The sequence below is a fragment of the Aminobacter sp. 01T433 genome, from assembly GCF_056398585.1.
On sequence record NZ_JBFTPR010000005.1, the window covers coordinates 514,402 to 536,981 of the forward strand.

The 22,580-nt window shown below is 63.1% G+C and carries 20 protein-coding genes and 1 tRNA gene; 10 read left to right on the forward strand and 11 right to left on the reverse strand.

Translation table 11 applies throughout. The annotated features are described in order from the left end of the window. Positions 1 to 3 precede the first annotated feature (3 nt). Positions 4 to 1,380: an MFS transporter gene (locus tag AC1DLV_RS11825; RefSeq protein WP_476800235.1), complete on the reverse strand. Its 1,377-nt coding sequence runs from the start codon at positions 1,378 to 1,380 to the stop codon at positions 4 to 6. Between the two features lie 116 nt (positions 1,381 to 1,496). Further along, positions 1,497 to 6,290, reverse strand: coding sequence for an NAD-glutamate dehydrogenase (locus tag AC1DLV_RS11830; RefSeq protein WP_476836165.1), 4,794 nt, complete (start codon positions 6,288 to 6,290; stop codon positions 1,497 to 1,499). A gap of 470 nt (positions 6,291 to 6,760) precedes the next feature. On the opposite strand from AC1DLV_RS11830, the gene AC1DLV_RS11835 reads away from it, so the two are divergent. Then, positions 6,761 to 7,075 carry a YciI family protein gene (locus AC1DLV_RS11835; protein ID WP_476800237.1) on the forward strand — a complete coding sequence of 105 codons (315 nt, stop codon included), beginning with the start codon at positions 6,761 to 6,763 and terminating at the stop codon, positions 7,073 to 7,075. A gap of 74 nt (positions 7,076 to 7,149) precedes the next feature. Here the strand turns inward: AC1DLV_RS11835 and typA are convergent, their stop codons facing one another. The 3 genes from typA to AC1DLV_RS11850 all read right to left on the reverse strand — a co-directional run bounded on the left by typA (position 7,150) and on the right by AC1DLV_RS11850 (position 12,323). Then, on the reverse strand, positions 7,150 to 8,970 hold the full coding sequence (gene typA / locus AC1DLV_RS11840; RefSeq protein WP_476800238.1) for a translational GTPase TypA: 1,821 nt from the start codon (positions 8,968 to 8,970) through the stop codon (positions 7,150 to 7,152). Between the two features lie 131 nt (positions 8,971 to 9,101). Continuing rightward, positions 9,102 to 10,061 carry a small ribosomal subunit Rsm22 family protein gene (locus AC1DLV_RS11845; RefSeq protein ID WP_476800239.1) on the reverse strand — a complete coding sequence of 320 codons (960 nt, stop codon included), beginning with the start codon at positions 10,059 to 10,061 and terminating at the stop codon, positions 9,102 to 9,104. Positions 10,062 to 10,274: 213 nt separating this feature from the next. Further along, positions 10,275 to 12,323 carry a M3 family metallopeptidase gene (locus AC1DLV_RS11850; RefSeq protein ID WP_476800240.1) on the reverse strand — a complete coding sequence of 683 codons (2,049 nt, stop codon included), beginning with the start codon at positions 12,321 to 12,323 and terminating at the stop codon, positions 10,275 to 10,277. A gap of 123 nt (positions 12,324 to 12,446) precedes the next feature. Between AC1DLV_RS11850 and AC1DLV_RS11855 the strand changes: the two genes are divergently transcribed. Both AC1DLV_RS11855 and AC1DLV_RS11860 read left to right on the forward strand, forming a co-directional pair. Beyond that, positions 12,447 to 12,923 carry a MarR family winged helix-turn-helix transcriptional regulator gene (locus AC1DLV_RS11855; protein WP_476800241.1) on the forward strand — a complete coding sequence of 159 codons (477 nt, stop codon included), beginning with the start codon at positions 12,447 to 12,449 and terminating at the stop codon, positions 12,921 to 12,923. After that, positions 12,920 to 14,173, forward strand: a complete 1,254-nt coding sequence (locus AC1DLV_RS11860) for a multidrug effflux MFS transporter (RefSeq protein ID WP_476800242.1) — start codon at positions 12,920 to 12,922, stop codon at positions 14,171 to 14,173. Before AC1DLV_RS11855 ends, AC1DLV_RS11860 begins: the two co-directional genes overlap by 4 nt. A 3-nt stretch (positions 14,174 to 14,176) precedes the next feature. On the opposite strand, the gene AC1DLV_RS11865 is transcribed toward AC1DLV_RS11860, so the two are convergent. From AC1DLV_RS11865 to AC1DLV_RS11880, 4 genes are read right to left on the reverse strand one after another with little or no spacing between them, the layout of a single operon-like run. Continuing rightward, complete coding sequence (locus AC1DLV_RS11865; protein ID WP_476800243.1) at positions 14,177 to 14,581, reverse strand: nuclear transport factor 2 family protein; 405 nt, start codon at positions 14,579 to 14,581, stop codon at positions 14,177 to 14,179. Positions 14,582 to 14,608: 27 nt separating this feature from the next. Next, positions 14,609 to 15,370, reverse strand: coding sequence for a DUF429 domain-containing protein (locus AC1DLV_RS11870; RefSeq protein WP_476800244.1), 762 nt, complete (start codon positions 15,368 to 15,370; stop codon positions 14,609 to 14,611). After that, the gene (pdxY, locus tag AC1DLV_RS11875; protein ID WP_476800245.1) at positions 15,367 to 16,254 is read right to left on the reverse strand and encodes a pyridoxal kinase PdxY; all 888 of its coding nucleotides are present in this window, start codon (positions 16,252 to 16,254) and stop codon (positions 15,367 to 15,369) included. Before pdxY ends, AC1DLV_RS11870 begins: the two co-directional genes overlap by 4 nt. A 4-nt stretch (positions 16,255 to 16,258) precedes the next feature. Next, complete coding sequence (locus AC1DLV_RS11880; RefSeq protein ID WP_476800246.1) at positions 16,259 to 16,516, reverse strand: hypothetical protein; 258 nt, start codon at positions 16,514 to 16,516, stop codon at positions 16,259 to 16,261. 101 nt (positions 16,517 to 16,617) lie between these two features. On the opposite strand from AC1DLV_RS11880, the gene AC1DLV_RS11885 reads away from it, so the two are divergent. From AC1DLV_RS11885 to ppa, 5 genes are all read left to right on the forward strand, one after another. Next, a complete protein-coding gene (locus AC1DLV_RS11885) occupies positions 16,618 to 17,253 on the forward strand; it encodes a LemA family protein (RefSeq protein ID WP_476800247.1) in 636 nt (211 codons plus the stop codon). A 195-nt stretch (positions 17,254 to 17,448) separates the two neighbouring features. Next, complete coding sequence (locus AC1DLV_RS11890; RefSeq protein WP_476800248.1) at positions 17,449 to 18,261, forward strand: TPM domain-containing protein; 813 nt, start codon at positions 17,449 to 17,451, stop codon at positions 18,259 to 18,261. Between the two features lie 6 nt (positions 18,262 to 18,267). Beyond that, the gene (locus AC1DLV_RS11895) at positions 18,268 to 18,906 is read left to right on the forward strand and encodes a TPM domain-containing protein (RefSeq protein ID WP_476800249.1); all 639 of its coding nucleotides are present in this window, start codon (positions 18,268 to 18,270) and stop codon (positions 18,904 to 18,906) included. Positions 18,907 to 19,035: 129 nt separating this feature from the next. Further along, positions 19,036 to 19,542, forward strand: coding sequence for an N-acetyltransferase family protein (locus AC1DLV_RS11900; RefSeq protein ID WP_476800250.1), 507 nt, complete (start codon positions 19,036 to 19,038; stop codon positions 19,540 to 19,542). Between the two features lie 104 nt (positions 19,543 to 19,646). Next, positions 19,647 to 20,183 (forward strand): inorganic diphosphatase, encoded by a 537-nt coding sequence (gene ppa / locus AC1DLV_RS11905; RefSeq protein WP_476800251.1) that lies wholly within the window; start codon positions 19,647 to 19,649, stop codon positions 20,181 to 20,183. A 116-nt stretch (positions 20,184 to 20,299) separates the two neighbouring features. On the opposite strand, the gene AC1DLV_RS11910 is transcribed toward ppa, so the two are convergent. Further along, positions 20,300 to 20,614, reverse strand: coding sequence for a DUF167 family protein (locus AC1DLV_RS11910; RefSeq protein WP_476800252.1), 315 nt, complete (start codon positions 20,612 to 20,614; stop codon positions 20,300 to 20,302). A gap of 6 nt (positions 20,615 to 20,620) precedes the next feature. Then, on the reverse strand, positions 20,621 to 20,911 hold the full coding sequence (locus AC1DLV_RS11915) for a YggT family protein (RefSeq protein ID WP_476783303.1): 291 nt from the start codon (positions 20,909 to 20,911) through the stop codon (positions 20,621 to 20,623). 253 nt (positions 20,912 to 21,164) lie between these two features. Here AC1DLV_RS11915 and AC1DLV_RS11920 point away from each other — a divergent pair. Beyond that, positions 21,165 to 21,240, forward strand: a tRNA-Ala gene (locus AC1DLV_RS11920). Between the two features lie 314 nt (positions 21,241 to 21,554). Beyond that, positions 21,555 to 22,565, forward strand: a complete 1,011-nt coding sequence (locus AC1DLV_RS11925) for an Lnb N-terminal periplasmic domain-containing protein (protein WP_476800253.1) — start codon at positions 21,555 to 21,557, stop codon at positions 22,563 to 22,565. Positions 22,566 to 22,580: the final 15 nt, after the last annotated feature.

Consider the following 22,580-nt stretch of genomic DNA (forward strand, 5'->3'; position numbering starts at 1 on the left):
AAGCTACTTCACCTCGTCAGCCGGATAGGGCGTGCGCAAGAGCATGGCCAGCCCGACGGCGAAGAAGATGATGATCGTCGCCATGCCAAGGCGTGGCGAGCTGCTCAATGCGGTGACTGTGGCGACCGTAAAGGGTGCGACGAAGCTCGTCGCCCTGCCCGAAAGCGCATAGAGCCCGAAATAGCGCCCTGCTTCGTCGGCTGAAACGCTACGTGCCATGTAGGAGCGCGACGACGCCTGCACCGGCCCAAAGGCGATACCGACCAGCAGGCCGAAAGCGATGTAGGCCTTTTCCGCCGGTGTTCCGAACAGTCCGCCCGTATCAGGGCCCGACATCTGCCACAGCCCAAAGAGCGTATAGCCCGGGCCGGTCGAGACGATGCCTATGGTGGCGATCGTCAAGAGCACCAGCGAAACGACCACCACGACCTTGGAGCCAAAGCTCGTATCGAGCCGGCTGGCGACGAGGCAGCCGAAGATGGCGATAACGTTCAAGATGATGCCGTAGATGCCGATCTCGGTGATCGACCAGCCGAACATCGCCGCCGCAAAGGCGCCGCCAAGGCCCAAAAGTGCGTTGACGCCGTCCTGGTAGATCATGCGGGCAACGAGGAAGCGGAAGATGCCGGTGCGCTTTCGCACTTCGCCCAGCGTCGATTTGAGTTCGTTGAGGCCCAGGCGCACGGCCGGGCGGATGGCGATGCCCTTGCCGCTGTCAGGCGTGAAGAAGAACATCGGCAAGATGAAGATGAAATACCAGATTGCCGAAATCGGGCCCGTGGCGCGCGCATCTTCGCCCAATGCCGGGTCGAGGCCGAACACAGGTGCCGCGCCGATGATGGTCTTGCCAGTCTCGGGCGATGCCGCCATGAAGGCCACGACGAAGATCAGCACGATCATGCCGCCGAGATAGCCGAGACCCCAGGCGATGTTGGAGACCTTGCCGATCTCGTCTTTCGCCACCAGGCGCGGCATCATTGAATCGTTGAACACGATCGAGAATTCTGCCGCCACCGAGGCGAGCGAAAACAGCAGCACCACCGGCACGAGCGGCGAGCCCGGAGCAGCGTACCAAAGCAGGCACAGGCTGGAGATCTTGATCGCCGCGAAGAAGGCGATCCATGGCTTGCGCGGGCCGGTCTGGTCGGCGATCGAGCCGAGCACCGGCGACAATATGGCGATGACGAAGCCTGCGGCGGCGATGCCGTAGCCCCAGGCCGCCTGCCCCATGGCCGGATCGGTCGCCATGCGCGAAACGAAATAGGGACCGAAGATGAAGGTGGTCACAACCGTGAAAAAGGGCTGTGCTGCCCAGTCGAAGAACATCCAGCCCCAGACGCCACGCCGTGGCGTACGTTGAACCACCATCGTATCAGCCATCATCCCTCCGCTCACGCCGCATCGGCGTGGCTTGGAGCTATAGCGCAGTTCGGTCGTCCGATCTTCCGGGAAAAATGCCTGCCGTCTCGACGGCGGCAGGCGAGATCGAAAAGCCGTTATCGGCCAGACAGATCACTCATCAGCCCGGCAGCAACCGTCAGCCGCGACACGGAGATGTCGCCGCCTTCGGTCAGCGCCTGCAGCCTTTCGCGGGTGCGGTTGATGCGTTCACCACCCGCTTCGAGCCAGGCCGCGACAGGATCGGCAGCGCTGCCGAAACCGGTGAGGGCTGCAACCGCGATGCCGCGACGTGCCGCACCGATCGTGTCCGATGCCCGCGACAGCGCCAGCCCCTCATAATAATCGGAGCTCGATATCGCATTGGCGGCGTCTTCTATGCGCGGAATCCTAAACGCCTCGCTGACCCCGAAGAACGCCTTGGCGGCGGCAACGATGTCGGCCTTTGCCGTCTTGGCCACCAGCGCGATGTCAGGCACCAGTTCGCCGACTTCGAGCAGCGACAGCCGCCCGGCCAGCTTCTCCGGCGCGCCGGCGGCTGTGAAGCCCGCCTTGCGCTTCTGGATGCGTTCCTGGGTGAAGGCGGGCAGCATGCCTGCGAACTTGTGTTCGAGGGCTGCGCGCGCCTCATGCAGCTCGGCTATGCGGCTCGACAGCGGGGCATCGCCGTGGTCGTTGCGGAGGTACCAGCCGCTGACGGCAAAAAGCAGCCGGCTCACCGCCTGGTAGAGGTCGAGCTGCGTCATGCCGTCGACGATATTGTCGAGCGCATCGATCTCAGCATAGAGCGCGGGCAGCGCAAAACCGTCACGAACGACCGCAAAGACGCGCGCCACATCCGCAGCCGAGCGGCCGCTTGCTTCCTGCAAGCGGTTGACGAAGGAGGGGCCGCCGCGATTGACAAGATCGTTGACAAGAACACGTGTGATGATCTCACGACGCAGCCGGTGACCGTCGATCTCGGCCGCGTACTTCTTCGACATGCGGTCGGGGAAGTAGCCCATCAGGTCGCGGGCGAACTGCGCGTCGTCAGGCAGGTCGCTGGCGACGATGTCGGAGAACAGAACGATCTTGGCATAGGCCAGGAGCACGCCGAGCTCAGGCCGGGTCAGCGGCTCGCCGCGCGTCTGGCGCTCGGCAAGTGCAGCGGCACTTGGCAGGTTTTCGACCGCACGGTCGAGCAGGCCACGCGCCTCGAGCGCGCTCATGAAGCGCCCCTGATGCGCGATATCCTGGATGCCGCGCCTTGCGGCAAGAGACAGCGCCAGCGTCTGCTCGTAGTTGTTGGCAAGCACCAGGCCCGCCACTTCCTCGGTCATCTCGGCGAGCAGCTTGTTGCGCGCCGGGCGCTGAAGCCCGCCGCTACGCATGGCCGACGCCAGCGCGATCTTGATGTTGACCTCGACGTCGGAGGAGTTGACGCCGCCCGAATTGTCGATGGCATCCGAGTTGCAGCGCCCGCCCTTGAGCGCAAACTCGATGCGTGCCCGCTGGGTGGTGCCCAGATTGGCGCCTTCGCCGATCACCTTGGCGCGAACCTCGCTGGCGGTGGCGCGGATCGCGTCATTAGCGCGGTCGCCCACCTCCTGGTTGGTTTCGCCGCTGGCGCGCAGATAGGTACCGATGCCGCCGAACCACAAAAGGTCGACAGGCGCACGCAGGATCGCGCTCATGATCTCGGTCGGCGAAGCGGTGGTCTTGTCGAGACCGATGGCGGCAGCAGCCGCAGCCGGCAACGTCACCGACTTTTGTGCCCGCGAGACGATCACGCCAGCCGCCGAGAGCTTCGACTTGTCGTAGTCCTGCCAGCTCGAACGCGGCAGGTCGAACATGCGCTTGCGCTCGGCAAACGACGCCGCCATGTCGGGATTTGGATCAATGAAGATATCGCGATGATCGAACGCTGCAATCAGACGTGTCTGCTCCGACAGCAACATGCCGTTGCCGAACACGTCGCCCGACATGTCGCCAACGCCGACGACGCTGAAGGGCGTCGTCTGGATGTCGCGGTTCATCTCGCGGAAATGCCGCTTTACCGCCTCCCAGGCACCGCGCGCGGTGATGCCCATCTTCTTGTGGTCGTAGCCGGCCGAGCCGCCCGAGGCAAAGGCGTCGTCGAGCCAGAAGCCATGCGCCTCGCTGATGCCATTGGCGGTGTCCGAGAAGGTCGCTGTGCCCTTGTCGGCGGCGACGACGAAATAGGGGTCGTCGACATCGCGCCGCACCACGCCCTTCGGCGGCACGACCTTGTCGCCGTCGAGATTGTCGGTGATCGACAGCATCGAGGAAATGAAATTGACATAGGCCGCCTTGCCCGCCTCGAAGATGGCGTCACGGCTGCCACCGACAGGCAGGCGCTTGGGGAAGAAGCCGCCCTTGGCGCCAACGGGCACGATCACGGCATTCTTGACCTGCTGCGCCTTGACCAGTCCCAGCACCTCGGTGCGGTAGTCCTGCGCCCGGTCCGACCAGCGCAACCCGCCGCGCGCCACCGGGCCGAAGCGCAGATGCACGCCCTCGACCTCGGAGCCATAGACGAAAATCTCGCGCCACGGCCGCGGCTCGGGCAGGCCTTCGACGCTGCGCGAATCGAACTTGATCGCCAGCGACTGGCCCCGTTCCTTCTTGCCCGCGACAAAGTGATTGGTGCGCAGCGACGCCTCGATCAGGTTGACATAGCGCCTGATGATCGTGTCGTCGTCGATGTTTGGAACCGCGTCCAGCGCATCCTTGATCTTGGCCTTGAGGTGCTTGGCGGTAACCAGCCCCTCTTTCTCCTGCGCCGGATCGAGCCGGGCCAGGAACAGCCCATGCAGGCCGCGCGCGATATCGGGGTAGCGATTGAGTGCGGCTGCGATGAAATCCTGGCTCTGCGGAATGCCCGCCTGCTGGAGATAGCGGCCATAGGCGCGCAGGATCACGATCTGGTCGGAGCCGAGCCCCGCCGTCTGGGCCAGCGCGTTATAGCCGTCATTGTCGGCGTCGCCGTTCCACACCGACAGGAACACTTCCTCAAACAGCAGACCGCCATCAGCCAGGTCGATGGACTGGCCGTAGGCGTTCTCCAGCTCCATGTCGTGGATGAAGATCTGGTCTTCGCCCTTCTCGCCGAGTTCGAAGGTGCGCTCGCTGATGACGCGGAAGCCCATGTTCTCAAGCAGCGGCACGCGCCGCGACAGCGCCACCGGCGCTCCATGGTGGTAGATCTTCAGCGACGCCTGTTGCTGTGACTGACCGGTGTCGCGATAGCAGTCGATGACGATCGGATTGCTCGGGCTGATCGTGGTGATCCGCTCGGCATCGAGCAGCGCCGCCGCCGGCGAGAAGCTGTTTTGATAGTCCTGTGGGAAATGCATGGCGACGCTGACCAGTGCCGCCGGTGAGCCCGCTTCGGCCGAAGCTTCGCGCAGTCCGTCTTCCCAGGTCGTGACGATGTCGCGAATGGCCGCCTCGATCGCCGCCTGCTCGACCTTCGGCGTCTTGCCGCCGGAGCGCCCGATGATGAAGTGAACGCGCGCCAGCCCGCCTTCCGGGAATGCCGGATAATATGCCGACAACCGGCCATCGAAAGCGTTCTTGAGATAAGCGCCGATCTTTTCGCGCACCACCGAATCGTAGCGGTCGCGCGGAACGAAGGTGAGTACAGAGACGAAGCGGTCGAACTGGTCGACGCGCACCAGCGCCCGCACCCGGGGCCGCTCGATCAGGCCGAGGATTGCCTCGGCATGCTTGCGCAGCGTCGGCACGGCGATCTGGAACAGCTCGTCACGCGGATAGGACTCGAGCACGTTGGTCAGCGCCTTGCCCGAATGGTCTGCGGGATCGAAGCCCGACTTCTGGATCACCGTCTCCGCCTTGGAGCGCAGGTAAGGGATCTTCATCACCGAACGCGTGTAGGCGGTCGAAGTGAACAGGCCAACGATGCGCAGCTCGCCCGAAAGCTGGCCCTGGGCGTCGTAGGTCTTGACGCCGATATAGTCGAGATAGGCACGGCGATGGACAGCCGACTTGGCGTTCGCCTTGGTCACGATCAACGGTTCCGGGCCATGCAGGAAGGCGCGGATTTCCGGCGTCGTCGACGTCGCATCGACGGTGTCGCGGCGCAGCACCAGCACGTCGGGGTCGGCGAGAATGCCTAAACCGGGCTTGTCGGCGCGCTCCAGCATGCCGCTCTTTTCGCCGCCCGAATATTGGAATTCGCGCATGCCAAGGAAGGTGAAATTGTCGTCGCGCAGCCATTCGAGGAAAGCGATCGCCTCGGTCACCAGATTCTTGTCGAGCGGGATCGGCGCGTAGCGGAATTCCGAGATCGCCTGATCGAGCCGCGCCAGCATGCGCTTCCAGTCGGTCACCGACGACCGCACCTGGTCGAGCAGCTTGTTCAGCCGTTCGCGCAGTGCCTCGGCTGCTTCCTTGCCCTGCGCTGGAATGTGGACATGGATGACGCTGACCTTGTCGGCGGCATCCTCACCCTTGTGCGAGCTGCCGTCAGTCAGAATCTCGTCGACGCCGGTGCGGCCGTGGCGAACCATGATGACCGGATGGGTGACAAGGACCGGCTCGCCGGCGGCCTCGGTGATCTCGCCGAGCACCGAATCGAACAGGAACGGCATGTTGTCGTTGACGACGGTGACGACAGTTACCGGCCGGCCGTGGCGAAGGATGCCGGCATCGGTGTCGATGTTGATGACAGATGAGCCCTTGCGGTGTTTGAGAACGGCCTGTTCGGCCAACTCCGCCGCACGTTCCAGCATGCCGGGCTCGTAGTCGGCCACATCTTCGGCCGGGGCCCGGGCGAGCAGCAATTCAAGGAGCTGGGGAGGTCTGTCGGAGGATTTGGAGGCGGATGCAGTCTTGGCGGATTTCGCTGTCGACTTCATTGATTCGGACATGACGCTAGTTTCTCCCGTCCCGTCACATGCTTTTGCGACTATCGTAGCAGATGGCCCGCCTTTAGCGACAAAGGTTTGACGGAAGGTTGGCAAAAACGCCTAGGCAATAGGCAGAAAATGCCCACGAATTAAGCTGACGCAGCGTCCCCAAGGGGCGGCAATTCCAAAGCCTGATTAAAAAATTCGCCTTTACCTAGCGGCAATCGCAGCAGCAGAGCCTGCCCCTGTCGTCTTGCTCACCCGATTCGCGATTCCCACCGCCCGCTTGCCCCGCAAACTTGCACTCCTGTGCTGCGGCAAACACCAGGGATGCCCCACCTCCAATCTCGTACGAGACGGCTGCCCCACATCAACTTTCCGCGACAGGCGCCGACACGGGTTGCCCGTGACAGACGATCGGCGAATGAATAGCCCGCGCGCTGGCTCAATGCCGGGTGGCCGGCATGTCGGCACGCCAAGGAGGAGATGTCATGACCAAGTTTCTCTTCGTCTATCACGGCGGCGGCAAACCGGCATCCGAAGCCGAAGGCGCGAAAGTGATGAAGGCCTGGATGGACTGGTTCGCTTCGCTCGGCGCGGCTGTTGTCGATGGTGGGGCTCCCGTCGGCAAGTCGCAGACGGTCGGCGCCAATGGAGCGGTCACCAATGACGGCGGCTCAAATCCGGCCAGCGGCTACACGGTCGTCGACGCGAAAGACCCAGCCGATGCCGCGCGGATTGCCAAAGGTTGCCCAATCCTGGTGGCAGGCGGTTCCGTCGAGGTCGCACCAATCATCGATATGTAAGCAATAGACCTCAGGCCGTAAACAAAAAGGGCGCCTCCATCGGAGACGCCCTTTTTTGTTTCAAGCCGCGCGACTTACGCGGTCTTCGAGGACTTCTCGAAGCGCTTGCGCTCGTTCGGGTCGAGATAGAGCTTGCGCAGGCGGATGGTCTTCGGCGTCACTTCGACCAGTTCGTCGTCCTGGATCCAGGCAAGAGCACGTTCCAGCGTCATGCGGATCGGCGGCGTCAGGCGCACTGCTTCATCCTTGCCGGCGGCGCGGATGTTGGTCAGCTTCTTGCCCTTCAGCACGTTGACCTCAAGGTCGTTGTCGCGGCTGTGGATGCCGATGATCATGCCCTGATAGACCTTGACGCCGGCGTCGATGACCATCGGGCCGCGATCTTCGAGGTTCCACATGGCGAAAGCCACCGACTCGCCCTGATCGTTGGAGATCAAGACGCCGTTGGTGCGGCCGGGCAGCTCGCCCTTGTAGGGCTGGTAGGAATGGAACAGACGGTTCATCACCGCTGTGCCGCGCGTATCGGTCAGAAGCTCGGACTGGTAGCCGATCAGGCCACGCGTCGGCGCATGGAAGACCAGGCGCTGGCGATTGCCGCCCGAAGGACGCAGCTCGACCATCTCAGCCTTGCGCTCCGACATCTTCTGCACGACGATACCGGCATGCTCCTCGTCGACGTCGATGACGACTTCTTCGACGGGCTCCAGCAGTTCGCCGTTCTCGTCTTTCTGCATGACCACGCGCGGACGCGACACGGCGAGCTCGAAGCCCTCGCGGCGCATCGTCTCGATCAAAACAGCAAGCTGAAGCTCGCCACGGCCCGACACGAAGAACGAATCCTTGTCAGGCGATTCCTCGATCTTGAGCGCGACGTTGCCCTCGGCTTCCTTCATCAGACGGTCACGGATGACGCGGCTGGTCACCTTGTCGCCCTCGGTGCCGGCCAGCGGCGAGTCGTTGACGATGAAGGACATGGTGACGGTCGGCGGATCGATCGGCTGGGCGGCCATCGGCGCGTTCACTGACGGATCGCAGAAGGTGTCGGCGACAGTGCCCTTCGAAAGACCGGCAATGGCGACGATGTCGCCTGCATGGGCTTCCTCGATCGGCTGGCGCTCGATACCACGGAAGGCGAGGATCTTGGTGACGCGGCCGTTTTCCAGCAGCGTGCCGTCATGGTGCAGCACCTTGACCGGCTGGTTGGGCTTCAGCGTGCCTGCTTCGATGCGGCCGGTGATGATGCGACCGAGGAACGGGTTGGCTTCCAGGATGGTGCCGATCATGCGGAACGGGCCGGGGTTAACCGTCGGCGCGGGAACATGCTTGAGAACGAGGTCGAACAGCGGCGCGAGCCCCTGGTCCTTGGGGCCTTCCGGATTCTCGGAAACCCAGCCATCGCGGCCCGAACCATAGAGGATCGGGAAGTCGAGCTGTTCGTCGGTGGCGTCGAGCGCCGCGAAAAGGTCGAACACCTCGTTGATGACTTCCTGGTGGCGGGCGTCGGGACGGTCGATCTTGTTGATGACCACGATCGGACGCAGGCCGACCTTGAGCGCCTTGCCGACCACGAATTTGGTCTGCGGCATCGGGCCTTCGGCGGCGTCGACCAGAACGATGGCGCTGTCGACCATCGACAGGATGCGCTCGACCTCACCACCGAAATCGGCGTGGCCAGGGGTGTCGACGATGTTGATGCGGGTATCCTTCCAGTCGACCGAGGTCGCCTTGGCCAGGATGGTAATGCCGCGCTCTTTTTCGATGTCGCCTGAGTCCATCGCGCGTTCGGCGACGCGCTGGTTCTCGCGGAACGAGCCGGATTGTTTGAGAAGCGCATCGACGAGCGTGGTCTTGCCATGGTCGACGTGCGCGATGATCGCGATATTGCGGAGGTTCATATGTCTTCTCGGGAGCGTTGCGGGCACTGCCTGTCGACGCGCCGCGTTTCGTGTGGGCGGCTCTTACAGGTTTTTTCGCAAATGCGAAAGGGGGGCGGCCAAATCGACTGATTTTCTGCCAGCGGGCAAGACTACAAAATGTCGCCCCAGTCGACACGGCGCGCCGTCTTGAACCGCTCGCCATCGCGCTTGGTTAGCATCTTTTCGTCAATCGAGCCATTTTCCTGGCATAGCTTCAGCTGGATCTTTCCCGATCCGCCGCGCGCCGGCGCCAGAACCCGGGCGCCAAATGTTTCGGCACGCGTCCGCGATGCCGCGAGGAAGATGTATTTTTCGTCTTCCCATGGCACGTCGCCACGCTTGGTCAACCGATGCAGGCGCGAGCGCGCCACGCGCCGCGAAAAATGGCACCAGTCCGGTTCGACGATCGGACAAGCCTCACTGTGCGGACAAGGTGCAGCCAGATGCGCGCCCAGTTCGATGAGCCGTGACCGCACCGCCATCATCCGCCGCCAGCCGGCCGGCGTGCCAGGCTCGACCACCATCAGCAGGCCGTTCGTTGCCACCCACAGCCGCTCGACAAGCGCCAGCCCTTCGGCCGGCGACAATTCGTCGAGCACATAGGCAAGTGTCACCAGGTCGGCTTTGGCTGCTTCGAAGCTCTTGGAGGCATCCACCGCGCGCCATTCGACGTGTTCGACGCCCGAATGCGCAGAAAGGTCCACGCCCACCTTGCGGATCGACTGGCTAGCTTCGAGCATCAGCGCCGAATTTACCGTCGGCCAGCAGTCGGCAGCCGCCCAAAGGGCCGTGCCGGGACCGGCGCCGACATCAAGCAGGCTCCTCGGCTCGAAATCCGGCAACAGCTCAGCGGCACTTTCGAGGCTCGCCCGCACCGCCGCGAATGTCGCCGGCAGCCGCGTCGCCAAATAAGCGCACGCAAACATCTCGTCGGACAAATGCAGCCTGCCATCCCGCGTCTCAGCCCGGTAGCGAGAAGACAGCATGTCGGCAGCGCGCTGCAGCTCGGCGAGCGGCACGCCTTCAAGCTGCCGGTCGACCGCCGCCCTCAATGTTGCTGGTAGTTCCATCTATTCAAACCTCAAGCGGCGCCCCCTTGGCACCCCCCTCTGCCCTGTGGGCATCTCCCCCGCAAGGGGGGAGATTAGCAGCTCCGCCGCCGGCGCATTTCTGCAACTTCAGCAATTGGCGAAAGCGGACATGACGGCCAATCTCCCCCCCCTTGCGGGGGAGATGTCCGGCGGGCAGAGGGGAGTGGGAAGGAACTCGCCCCCGAAGTGCCCTTAAACTAATCCGCGCTTCTCCATCATCGCTTCAGGCGAAGGCATCTTGCCACGGAAGGCCTTGTAGAGCTCTTCCGGATCGGCCGAGCCGCCGGCGGCATAGATGTGCTTGCGCAGCTTTTCGGCCATGGCGGGGTTGAACGCATCGCCCGTCTCCTCGAAGGCGGCGAATGCGTCGGCGTCGAGCACTTCTGACCACATGTAGGAGTAATAGCCGGCCGAATAGCCTTCGCCCGAGAACACGTGCAGGAAGTGCGGCGTGCGGTGGCGCATGACGATTGCTTCCGGCATGCCGAGATCGTCGAGCGTCTTGGCTTCGAAAGCCACGGGATCGGCAGGGGCGTCTGGACGGGCATGATAGGCCATGTCGACAAGCGCCGACGAGGTGAACTCGACGGTGGCGAAGCCCGCGCCAAAGGTCTTGGCCGCCAGCATCTTGTCGAGCAGTTCCTTTGGCATCGCCTTGCCGGTCTTGTAGTGCAGCGCGTGCTTTTCCAGCACCGCCGGCACCGTCAGCCAGTGCTCGTAGAGCTGCGAGGGCAGCTCGACGAAATCGCGGCTGACCGAAGTGCCCGCCACCGACGGCCAGGTGACGTCGGTCAGCATGCCGTGCAGCGCGTGGCCGAATTCGTGGAACAACGTCTTGGCCTCGTCGAGCGACAGCAACGCCGGCTCGCCTTCCGCCGGCTTGGCGAAGTTCATAATGTTGTAGATGATGGGCGTCGAACCCTTGCCGAGCTTGTAGCCAGACTGGAGCGCGCTCATCCAGGCGCCCGAGCGCTTCGACTGCCGCGCGAAATAGTCGGCGAGGAAAAGCCCGCGCTTGCTGCCATCGGCGTTGAACACCTCAAATACCCTGGTGTCGGGGTGCCAGGCGGTGATGCCCGTCTTTTCCTTGAAGCTAATGCCGAACAGCCGCGTCGCCACGTCGAAGCACGCGTCGATGATCTTTTCGAGCTGCAGATACGGCTTCAGCTCGGCCTCGTCGAAAGCGTATTTCTCGGCGCGCAGCTTCTCCTGATAAAAGCGCCAGTCCCAGGCGGCGAGCTTGTCGTTGCTGCCGGCGGCGGCCGCCAGCCGCTGCAATTCGGTCTCGTCGGCGGCGGCCTTTTCGCGTGCCTTGTTCCACACCGGCTCAAGCAGTTCCATCACCGCCTTCGGCGTCTTGGCCATGGTGTCGTCGAGCTTGAGGGCGGCATAGCTGCCATATCCGAGCAGCCTGGCCTTTTCGGCACGCAGGCTGAGCGTATCGCGCACCACGCCGGCATTGTCGGTTTCGCCACCGCTCTCGCCGCGACCGGCAAAGGCCTTGAACGCCTTTTCACGCAGGTCGCGCCGCTCGGAGAATGTCGTGAAGGGTTCATAGATCGAGCGCGACAAGGTGACGGCATATTTGCCCTTCTGTCCCCGTGTCTCCGCTGCCTGGGCCATCGCCCCGCGCACGAATTCCGGCAGGCCGGCGAGATCGCCCTCGTCGAGAAACAGCACCCATTCCTTCTCGTCGGCCAACACGTTCTGGCCGAACTTGGCGCCGAGCGAGGCGAGCTGCTCGTTGATATCCGCAAGCCGCTTCTTGCCCTCGGGGTCGAGCCTGGCACCCGAGCGGACAAAGCCCTTCCAGGTCTTTTCGAGCACGCGCAGCGCCTCTGCATCGAGGCCGAGCTCGGCCCGGCGTGCGTAGAGATCATCGATACGGGCAAACAGCTTCTCGTTCATCGAAATCGCCGAGAAATGCCTGGCCATCTTCGGCGAAATTTCGCGCTCCATCGCCTGGATCGCGTCATTGGTGTGGGCACCGGCGCGGCACCAGAAGATCGACGAGACATGGTCGAGCGGCTCGCCTGCAAGCTCCAGCGCTTCGAGTGTGTTGGCAACCGTTGCCGGCTCGACATTGTTGGCGATTGCCTCGACCTCGGCGGCATGCGCGGCAAGGGCGGCATCGAACATTGAGCCGAAATCGCCGTCTTCGATCCTGGTGAAATCCGGCAGGCCAAGCGGCCCGGCCCAATGGGTCAGTGGATGACGCGCGAGATCGATCTGAGCAGACATGAAGAGCTTCCTTGATAACTGCGGACAGCCCCGATGTAGGGCCGGACCGGGGGCCGTGCAACCGGATTGACTCATCGCCCACGGTAAACTAAGTGAACCGTATAATAAGGATTACTTAGCAATATGGCCGCCAGTCTCGACACCGACACGTTCGGCTTCATCGTCAACGATCTCTCGCGCATCATCCGTGCCGAGATGGACCGCCGCACAACCGAAGCCGGCCTTGGGCTGACCACCGGCGAGGGCCGCGTCCTGTTCAACGTCCGGCGCGCAGGCCCGATCCGCCAGACCGCCCTCGCCGAGCGCCTCGGCATCGAAGCGATGACGCTGAGCGGTCTTATCGATCGGCTCGAGGCCAAGGGTTTTGTCGAACGCAATCCCGATCCCGCCGACCGCCGCGCCAAGCTTGTCACGCTGACCGAAGCTGGCTCGAAGGTGGTAGCCCAGATCGAGCCAATCGCCGCATCGATCCGCAGCGAAGCCGCCCACGGCATCGACCCCGACGACTGGCAGCGTCTGCTGGTCTCGCTGAGGACTGCCCGCGCGAACTTGCTCGCCGTCCGCGTCGAAGCGCTTTCGAGCGAGGATGCGGCGGCATGAACATGCGAACTGATATTGCCATGGCCGAACCGCTGGAAGCGACCGCCGCACCAATCATGAGCGAACGTCGGGTCTCGATGATCGGCGGCCTGATGGTCGCCATCGGCCCGATCTCGCTGGCGCTGTTCACCCCAGCCATGCCCGAGATCGTCCAGGCTTTCGGCACCACCGAGGCCGCGGTCAAGATGACGCTGTCGCTCTATTTCGGCGGTTTCGCCTTTGCCCAGCTGGTCTGTGGTCCGCTTTCCGATGGTTTCGGCCGCCGCCCGATCACGCTCGTCTTCATGGCGATCTATCTCGCCGCAAGCGTTTTGGCGCTGGTCGCGCCCAACATCGAAACGCTTATCGCCGCCCGCTTCCTCCAGGGCGTCGGTGCAGCTGTCGGCGTGTCGGTGGCGCGCGCGGTTGTCCGCGACGTCTTCACCCATGAACGCTCGGCCCGCATCATGAACATGATCGGCATCCTTCTGGCACTCGGGCCGGCAGTCGCACCAACGCTTGGTGGCCTGACAATGGAGTTCTTCGGCTGGCACGCCATCTTCATCGTCATGGTGCTGCTCGGCATCGTCGTCATGCTGGTCGCCATTTTCGCCCTGCGCGAGACGGTGACGCGCGACCTCAGCCGCATTCGCCCGAAGGCCCTCATCACGTCTTACGGATCGCTGTTTCGCAGCCCCTATTTCGTGCTGTGCTGCCTCGTCATCGCCGGCACGACGGGCGCTATCTACACCCAGGCCACGGTGCTGGCCTTCATCCTGATGGAACGCGTCGGCCTGAGCCCCACCCAATTCGGCATCGGCATGCTGATGCAGACGGCCAATTTCATGGCCGGAGCGGTCGTCATGCGCATGTTCATGCAGCGTTACGGGGCCGCGCGCATGGTACCGGTCGGCCTGACCTTCGTCGCCATCGGCTCCATCGCCATGGCCGTCCTGCTCAGGACGTACGAGCCCAGCTTCCTGCTCGTCATGGTCCCGGTCGGCATCTACGCCTTCGGCATCGCCATGATCTCGCCGGCGATGATGACGGCGGCAATGGCGCCCTTCCCCAATAATGCTGGTGCCGCCTCCGCCATGATGGGCTTCTTCCAGATGGGTGCAGGTATGGTCGGTGGCGCGGTGGCGGCATGGATGGGCGATCCGGTAACCGCCCTTGCCACCGTCATCCCCACAATGGGCCTCATCGCCATCCTGTCTTGGCTCGGATGGCGCATCTTGCCCGAGCCGACACTGATGACCCGCTTGAAATAGGCTTCAGAAATCCATGCAGCCGTCGCCAACCGTCACTTGCGTGTTGGCGACGATGCGTTCGTTTTTGGTGGTGAAGGTCTCGCGCGCCAAAAGGTCGTTTTCTGGGAAATCGTAGCAGGTCAGCACGGTGGTCGTCTCCGCGGTCTGGCTTTCAACCTTGTGGCGGATGTTGGCGCCCTTCGCGGCTGCCTGCCACTCGTCCATCGAGCCGATGAACTCGGCCTTGGTCTGGGTCACGCCGAGATCGTCCAGCTTGATCGTCGCATCGTCTGTGAGAAGGTCTGAAAGGGCAGCCCGGTCGACCTTGAGCAGTGCTGCATACCAGCGCTCGACAACGCTTTCCTGCGCATGTGTAGGCATTGCCACCAGCAGCACCACCGCTGCCGCCATTGCACGAATGGGCTTCATCGCACGCCTCCGTGTTGGATCCAGGCATTAAACCCAGATTGCAACAGGAATGCCATGATTATCCCGCCCCGGCGGCGAGGGAAAACTTGTAGTTTCGCCGCGATAATGCCGCTCGGCGATCAGCATCATCGCGCAAGCATCGAGAAAATCGTCCGCTGCAGCACCGCGCGGCGGCACCTGATCGAGGAAGGCACGGTCAAATCCGTTCAACTCCAAGACAGTCTTGCGCTCGATTGCTCCCGCAGCCTTCTTCTTTGGCCACACCATTTCGCGATTGGCATTCAATGCTTGGAAGGCCAGTTCCGGGTGGGATTCGATCACTCGCTCGCAAAGCGTCAAATCATCTCGCAGCAAGCCGTCAATCTCGCGAATCTTCGGGAAAATAGAAAAGGCTTGAAACGTAATACCTCGCGGTGGATTTGACGTCGTCAGGGCGTGTGCACTGGCCCTGGCACGTGCAGCCCTTCTCAAATCAAAAGAATCGAATTCTCCAGGCTCCAGATAAACCGCACTGCGAGACGGGATAGGAAACACACTGGACCTTCGACGCTTAAGCGCCTGTCGCGCAGTTCGCTCCGCAGCCCTGCCACCAGCTTCTTGCACCTCTGGGAGGCCAATTGGCATATCAACAACAAAGACCGCGTCCTTGGTGTGCTTTTGGACCAAGGCTTCAAAGGTACCTGCGACTTCGATGTGCGGGGCTTTTCCTGGCAATCTGACGACCGCAATCCAACCTTTGCGGCATCCATCGACGCCAACCACTGGCACATTGCTGTCGAGCACCGTCACGCCTTGCGGCTTCGCGATGGGTGGATCAGAGTCCGCAGCTCGACCATCGCCATCGGATGCGACAGGCTTTGCGCATCGGTTTCGAGCTGCAGCTCGTCGCCGCCGCGCTTGGAGGTGCGGGCGAGGATCTCGTAGACCGAGGCAGTGGTCGTTTGCAGCGCCTTGGCAGCTGTCTCACCGGCAAGCAGCCGCGCCAGAAACACCGCGGCACTGAGGTCGCCAAGACCGTTCGGCGGACGCTCGACGGTGCGATGCTCGGCCAGCAGCGCCTGCGTCTGGGTGACCAGCAGATTGCCGGTGCCGCCCGCCATCATCGCATGCGCCGAGGTTACCAGCATCGTTGCCGGCCCAAGCCCAAGTGCTGCCGCCATCGTTGCGCGCATATCGTCAGCCTTTGCGCCCGCCAGCCACTCCAGCTCGTAGCGGTTGGGCGTTGCGATATCGGCCAAGGGCAGCAGCCTGTCGCGAATGCCGGCAGCCAGCGCCTCGGCGACATAAAGCCCGCCGGAATCGCCGATGACAGGGTCGCAGACATAAAGCGCCTTCGAGTTCTTCGCCTTCACGGTCTCGACCAGCGAGGCCACGGCCTCCACCTGACCGGGTTCGCCGAGATAGCCCGACAGCACCGCCGTGACCTCACCCAGCCACGGTGCCCGTTCGAGATCGGCCATGAAGGCGGCGAACTGCTCCGTCGGCGGCACGATGCGCGTCGCTTTGCCATGGCCCGGATGCCACGGCAAAATCACCGTCGGCACCGCCCAGACCGGATGGCCGAGCGTCTCCAGCGCAAAAACCGCCGCGCGATTGCCCACCGATCCGCGCGCGACATGGCTCGACACGACGATCACCGCGCGTGGCGCGGCTGTCTCGGCTTGAGATGTCATGAAGTTATCCGCCTCGAACGAGATAGTTGATCAGCCACAGAATCAGGCCGACGGTCAGCACGAAACCCAAGATGCGACCGATGCGCGTGCCGATATGCTCGATCGGGTCGGCCTTGTCGACGTCGGCAGCAGCGAGATGATTGCGCATCTCGCTGGTCTTGCGCGCAACGAAAGAGCCACCGCCGGGTTCGCTCTCGCGCGCTATGCGGTCGAGGATACGGCGCGATTCCTTTTCGCTGTCGCTGTCTCTCGGCGACGTCATCGTCAAAGCTCTCCCGGCATCATCGCCCATCGAACGCCGGTTTTTTCCGACCGTGTTTGTGATAATGCTGTGGCATCAGTTGCTTTGTCGAGGACAATCCGATGCGCATGCAAGCTTCGCCGGCACTTCCTGCTTTTCGCCTGCTTCCGGCCCTCGTCTTCCTGACGATCGTCATGCCGTTGCTTTCGGCCTGCGGCTACAACACTATCCCGACCCAGGAAGAGCAGGCAAAAGCTGCCTGGAGCGAAGTGCTGAACCAGTATCAGCGCCGCGCCGACCTCATCCCCAACCTCGTCGAAACGGTGAAGGGCTATGCCACGCACGAGCAGGACACGCTCGAAGGCGTCGTCCAGGCCCGCGCCAAGGCAACGCAAGTCACCGTCACGCCAGAGACGCTAACCGACCCCAATGCCTTCAAGGCCTTCCAGGACAACCAGGCCGGGCTGACCAGCGCGCTGTCGCGCCTGCTCGCCGTCGTCGAAAACTATCCCGACCTCAAGGCCAACCAGAACTTCATGGCGCTGCAAGCCCAGCTCGAAGGCACCGAAAACCGCATTGCGGTCGCCCGCCGCGACTACATCGAGACCGTTCGCGTCTACAACACCTCGCTGAAGACCTTCCCCGCCATGCTGTGGAACTCGCTGTGGTTCCGCAACCAGCCATTCCAGAACTTCACCGTCGCCGAAGACAAGCTCGAGGCACCTAAGGTCAATTTCGGCACCAAGCAGGGCGGGTAACAGTCGCGGTCAGGCGCTAAGGCAGTGCTTTTCTCGCGGATGGATAAGCCATGCCCCTCACCCCTACCCTCTCCCCGTAAACGGGGCGAGGGGGGCGTCAGCGCCCCCGCTTGTCCCTTCTCCCCGTTCACGGGGAGAAGGTGCCGGCAGGCGGATGAGGGGCGGCGCGAAGCTTTCCGCGCATGGACACTTTGTTTGGTCGCTCTGGCGGTTATCGGCTGGTTCCTTGCCCTACCCGCCCTCGCCGCCGAGCTCCCCGCCCTCACCGGCCGCGTCGTCGACGATGCCGGCATCATCGACCCGGCAACCGAAGCCGCACTCGTCCAGAAGCTGGCCGATTTCGAAAAAAAGTCCTCCGACCAGATCGTCGTCGCCACCGTTCCCAGCCTCGACGGCGAGGAGATCGAGCCCTACGCCAATCGCCTGTACCGCGCCTGGAAGCTCGGCCAGGCCGGCGAGGACAACGGCGTGCTTTTGGTCGTCGCGCCCAATGAGCGGCGCATGCGCATCGAGGTCGGTTATGGCCTGGAAGGCGTGCTGACTGACCTGCACACCAAGCTGATCATCGAAAACACCATGGTACCGGCCTTCCGCGCCGGCGATTTTTCCGGCGGCATTTCCAAGGCCGTCGACGACATCGTTATGGTGGTCGAGGGCGACGGCGCCGAGCTCGAGGCCCGCGCCAAGCGCAACGAACAGACCAGCCTGACGGGCATGAGCGAAGACGACATCATTTTCTTCGTCTTCGTCGCGCTGTGGATAGCCCTGTTCTTCGGCGGCATGGCGATGGCGGTCCTGCCGCGCATCTACGGTCGCAAGCTCGGGCCTGGCCGCTACATCTGGCTCGGCATGACCTTCAACTACGCCCAAGGCTCGGGCGGCGGTGGCGGGTGGAGTTCAGGCGGCGGTGGCTGGTCCGGTGGCGGCGGAGGTTGGTCCTCAGGCGGCGGCGGCTTCTCGGGTGGAGGCGGTTCGTCCGGCGGCGGCGGTTCTTCGGGGAGCTGGTAAAACGACATGACCCAAACCATGCTCAACCCCGGCGACCGCGAACGCATCGCCACCGCCATCTGCGCCGCCGAGGCCGAAACGGCTGGCGAGATCTACTGCGTGGTCGCCCACCGCAGCGACGGCTATTTCTTCCCCGCAGCCTTTGCCGTCACTGCAGGCGTCCTGCTCGTCAGCCTGGCGGCCGCTCTTGCGCTTGAATATTGGTGGGTCGAAGTGCGGCTGCCGCATTTTGTCATCGTCCAGCTGCTTGCGGTCGCGGCCGCCTGCGCGCTTTTGTGGTGGGCACCTGGCCTGCGAATCTGGCTTGTGCCCAGCCGCCTGCTCTGGCGCGCCGCCCACGCCAATGCACTCAGGCAGTTCTATGCCCGCAACATTCATCTCACGACGTCGCGCACCGGCGTGCTGATCTTCGTCTCGCTGGCCGAGCGTTATGCTGAGGTCGTTGCCGACGCCGGTATCAACGCCAAGGTTCCGCAACATGCCTGGGACGGAATCGTCCGCGATCTGATCGAACAGGCCCGCGAAAACCGCCTCGCCGATGGCTTTGTTTCAGCCATCGCCACTGTCGGAGCCCTGCTTTCCGAGCATTTCCCGGTGTCGTCGGACGACGTCAACGAACTCGACGATCACCTCGTCGAAATCTAGCTTGCCGCAAAGAGTGAGTCCATTTGGACACACCTTGGCGTGATCCTCGTTCCCAATCGTGTGAAAGGCCTCTCCGCCCGCTGGCGGACTCTTTGCAACGGTCGAAACGCGGTTTATGGTTAAGAAACTATGAACACGCTGACCATCGACATCAGAAAAGCCGAGCCGCGCGATGCCGACGCCATCGCCGAGGTCCATCACGAGGCCTGGCGCGGTGCTTATTCCGGTATCATCCCGCATCGCGCGCTGACCACCATGATCAACCGCCGTGGCGGTGAATGGTGGGCCAATGCGATCCGCCGCGCCGCCACCGTCCTGGTCATCGAGATCGGCGGCAAGATCGCCGGCTACGCCACGCTCGGCCGCAACCGCGCCCGCGAGCTCAAGCAGCAAGGCGAGATCTACGAACTCTACCTCCGCCCCGAATGCCAGGGCATTGGTCTCGGCAGCCGCCTGTTCGCCGCTGCCCGCCAGCGCCTTGCCGACCACGGCCTCAAGGGCATGGTGGTTTGGGCGCTTGAGGAAAACGAGAACGCGCTGTCGTTCTACGCCGGTGCTGGCGGCCGCGACATCGCCGAAGGCGTCGAGGTTTTCGACCAGAAGGCGCTCAAAAAGGTCGCCTTCGTCTGGGAGTGACCCCTGGCTGACCAAAGCGCCACGCCTTTGGTCGAATCAATATTGCATTGCACACGCGGCCCAAGGCGTTTATCGGGAGGCACCTTTAATCTGGAGCTTTCCCAATGCGCATCGACGCCATTTCGATCGGCAAGAATCCGCCCGAAGATGTCAACGTGATCGTCGAGGTGCCCGTTGGCGGGCAGCCGATCAAGTATGAGATGGACAAGGAAGCCGGCACGCTCGTCGTCGACCGCTTCCTCTACACCCCGATGCACTATCCCGGTAACTACGGTTTTGTGCCGCACACGCTGTCCGGCGACGGCGACCCGATCGACGTTCTGGTCTGCAACACCCGTCAGCTCATCCCCGGCTGCGTCATCAATGTGCGCCCGATCGGCGTGCTGGTGATGGAAGACAATGCCGGCCAGGACGAGAAGGTCATCGCCGTGCCCTCGCCCAAGCTGACCCGCCGCTACGAAAACGTCTTCAACCACACCGACCTGCCCGAGATCACGCTCCAGCAGATCGAGCACTTCTTCGCCCACTACAAGGATCTCGAGCCCGGCAAGTGGGTCAAGATCGGCGGCTGGCACGACGCGGCCTACGCCAAGAAGATGATCGTGGAAGCCATCGAGCGCGCCAAGCAGCTCAAGGCCTGAGTCCTTTCGAACTGACAGGTTCAATCGACACGGGGCGCGGTCGGCTCAGCTGGCCGCGCCCTCATTTTGTGTCTCATCGACCTAATTGAACGGCGGCTCGCCGGCAGCGTGCACGCTCAGCCCTTGGCCAGCCCCGCCACCAGCCTGCCCAGCTCGCCGGCATCGCCTGCGATGCGCACGGTCTTGAGCCGCGAGGTGCCGCCGGCAACCACCGAGATCGACTTTTTGGGAATGCCGAGTGCCGCAGCGAGCAGCTTTTCGAGCGCCGCGTTTGCTTCGCCCTTTTCGGGAACGGCGCGCACCCGTGCTGCCAGATGACGGCGCCCGTCGGCCGTCATTTCAACGCCCTCGACGGCATCCCTGGAGGAGCGCGGCGTCAGCCGTACGAACAGATCGACGCCGTCGTCACGCTCCCTGAAGAAGCCGGACATGGCGCGTCAGATGACGAGCGGCGCCACCGTGGTCAAGATGAACTGGCGCACGAAAAACAGCAACAGCAACAGGATGATCGGCGAAATGTCGATGCCGCCGAGATCGGGCATCAAGCGGCGAATCGGCCGCAGCGCCGGCTCGGTCAGCCTGAACAGCATGTTGCCAATGGTGCCGACGACCTGGTTGCGCGGATTGACCACGTTGAAAGCATAGAGCCAGGAGAAGATCGCCGAAGCGATGATGATCCACCAATACAGGTCGAGGGCCAGAACGATCGTCTGAATGAGGGCGAGCATGCCGTTCTCCAATGAATTTCCGACATTTAGCCATTGCACGCCTGAGCGGCAAGCCCCGCCGCCTCCTGCGTACGCGCCGCGACGGGGACACGCCACGGATTTTTTTGCACCGCCTCTCAGATTTGGCGGCCGCACCTGCCTGCAGAGCCGGCATCTCGGTCAGCACCTTCGCCCCAGCGCTATATCGCCCCTACGTCAACTGCTCGCTTGACAGACGCCGCGCACAGCCAATAAATGCGGCCATCCGCTGGACGGGGCTGTAGCTCAGCTGGGAGAGCGCGTCGTTCGCAATGACGAGGTCAGGAGTTCGATCCTCCTCAGCTCCACCAGCGGATCAATTGGCTGATTTTCCCAAAATCAAAAGCATTGCGCGACCGCCCGAGCGCATTCCTGGAAGCTGAATGCGCCCGTCCGCGCTGTTTTTGGCAATCGCGTCGAAAGGATGAAGGAACGCATGGGGTTCGGATGGACACTGATGTCGCTGTCGAGGAAGCGCGCCTAGCGTCCCAATGCCCTCTTCGCGTCATGTTCGACAGGCCACCCACTCTCGACTCGTCGACTTCTCTCGGGTAGCGCTTGGCGAAGGGGCTTGATCGGCTGCCCTGAGCCGCCGTCAAACATGGAAAGCTGGCTGGACGTGAGATTGCGAAGCACCCTGCGGATCGTTTCCGCGATCATTCTCGTATTCGTCATCGTCGTTGCGACAGCCTGGGCCGCTCTCGCCCTGTGGTACCGGCTGCCTCTGCCAGAACTGGTCCGAGGGCTCGCTGCATGCCTGTTTGCCCTGCTCGGCATCGCCACCGCCATTGCCCTGTTCAGCCGCTGGCATCTTCGTGCGCTTGTGCCTTTCGCAGTCGCCTTCGCCGCGATGCTGTTGTGGTGGAGTACCATCCATCCGCCCGAACACGCCGATTTCGCGCCCGATGTCGCGCGCCAGGTAACAGGAACGCGCGACGGCGACATGCTGACGCTGACCAATGTTCGCGACTTCGAATGGCGGACAAAAACCGACTTCACCGAGCTCTGGACGACCAGAACCTACGATTTGACCAAGCTTCAGACGCTCGACCTGTTCATGTCCTATTGGGCCGGGCCGGAAATGGCCCATGTCATCATGAGCTTCGGTTTCGAAGGTGGCGATTATCTTGCCTGGTCGATCGAAGTGCGGCGGCTCAACGGCGGCGCATTCTCGCCGCTCGCCGATCTGTTCAAAAGCAATGCCCTTGTCATCATCGCAGCCGATGAGCGCGACGTCGTCGGCGTCCGGTCGAACGTCCGAGGCGAAGACGTCCAGCTTTATCGCCTCAGGGCTTCGCCGCAAGCCGCCAAGGCATTGCTGCTCGAATATGTCGCTGATGCCAACAAGCTGGCCGAGACACCGCGTTTTTACAATTCCATCACCACCAATTGCACCACCGTCATCGTCAAGATGATCCGCGCGGTCGGCGACATGATCCCGCTCGACTGGCGCCTCATCGTCAACGGCTACCTTCCCGAATACGCCTATGATCAAGGCGCGCTCGATAGCCAGCTATCCATGCAGGAACTGCGGGCGCGCGCCCATATCGCCGAGCGCGCGCTGGCTGCCGGGCTGACCCCTGAATTTTCCCAGCTCATCCGCGTCGGCGTGCCCTCGCCTGTTCGGGCCGAGTAAGCGGCGCGACAGGAG

Coding starts and splice junctions, on each gene's coding strand:
- AC1DLV_RS11860 (WP_476800242.1), top strand. CDS start 12,920: ATGAACATGCGAACTGATATTGCCATGGCCGAACCGCTGGAAGCGACC.
- AC1DLV_RS11850 (WP_476800240.1), bottom strand. CDS start 12,323: ATGTCTGCTCAGATCGATCTCGCGCGTCATCCACTGACCCATTGGGCC.
- ppa (WP_476800251.1), top strand. CDS start 19,647: ATGCGCATCGACGCCATTTCGATCGGCAAGAATCCGCCCGAAGATGTC.
- AC1DLV_RS11830 (WP_476836165.1), bottom strand. CDS start 6,290: ATGTCCGAATCAATGAAGTCGACAGCGAAATCCGCCAAGACTGCATCC.
- AC1DLV_RS11915 (WP_476783303.1), bottom strand. CDS start 20,911: ATGCTCGCCCTCATTCAGACGATCGTTCTGGCCCTCGACCTGTATTGG.
- AC1DLV_RS11895 (WP_476800249.1), top strand. CDS start 18,268: ATGACCCAAACCATGCTCAACCCCGGCGACCGCGAACGCATCGCCACC.
- AC1DLV_RS11855 (WP_476800241.1), top strand. CDS start 12,447: ATGGCCGCCAGTCTCGACACCGACACGTTCGGCTTCATCGTCAACGAT.
- AC1DLV_RS11825 (WP_476800235.1), bottom strand. CDS start 1,380: ATGGCTGATACGATGGTGGTTCAACGTACGCCACGGCGTGGCGTCTGG.
- AC1DLV_RS11845 (WP_476800239.1), bottom strand. CDS start 10,061: ATGGAACTACCAGCAACATTGAGGGCGGCGGTCGACCGGCAGCTTGAA.
- AC1DLV_RS11865 (WP_476800243.1), bottom strand. CDS start 14,581: ATGAAGCCCATTCGTGCAATGGCGGCAGCGGTGGTGCTGCTGGTGGCA.
- pdxY (WP_476800245.1), bottom strand. CDS start 16,254: ATGACATCTCAAGCCGAGACAGCCGCGCCACGCGCGGTGATCGTCGTG.
- AC1DLV_RS11885 (WP_476800247.1), top strand. CDS start 16,618: ATGCGCATGCAAGCTTCGCCGGCACTTCCTGCTTTTCGCCTGCTTCCG.
- AC1DLV_RS11910 (WP_476800252.1), bottom strand. CDS start 20,614: ATGTCCGGCTTCTTCAGGGAGCGTGACGACGGCGTCGATCTGTTCGTA.
- AC1DLV_RS11880 (WP_476800246.1), bottom strand. CDS start 16,516: ATGACGTCGCCGAGAGACAGCGACAGCGAAAAGGAATCGCGCCGTATC.
- AC1DLV_RS11835 (WP_476800237.1), top strand. CDS start 6,761: ATGACCAAGTTTCTCTTCGTCTATCACGGCGGCGGCAAACCGGCATCC.
- AC1DLV_RS11900 (WP_476800250.1), top strand. CDS start 19,036: ATGAACACGCTGACCATCGACATCAGAAAAGCCGAGCCGCGCGATGCC.
- typA (WP_476800238.1), bottom strand. CDS start 8,970: ATGAACCTCCGCAATATCGCGATCATCGCGCACGTCGACCATGGCAAG.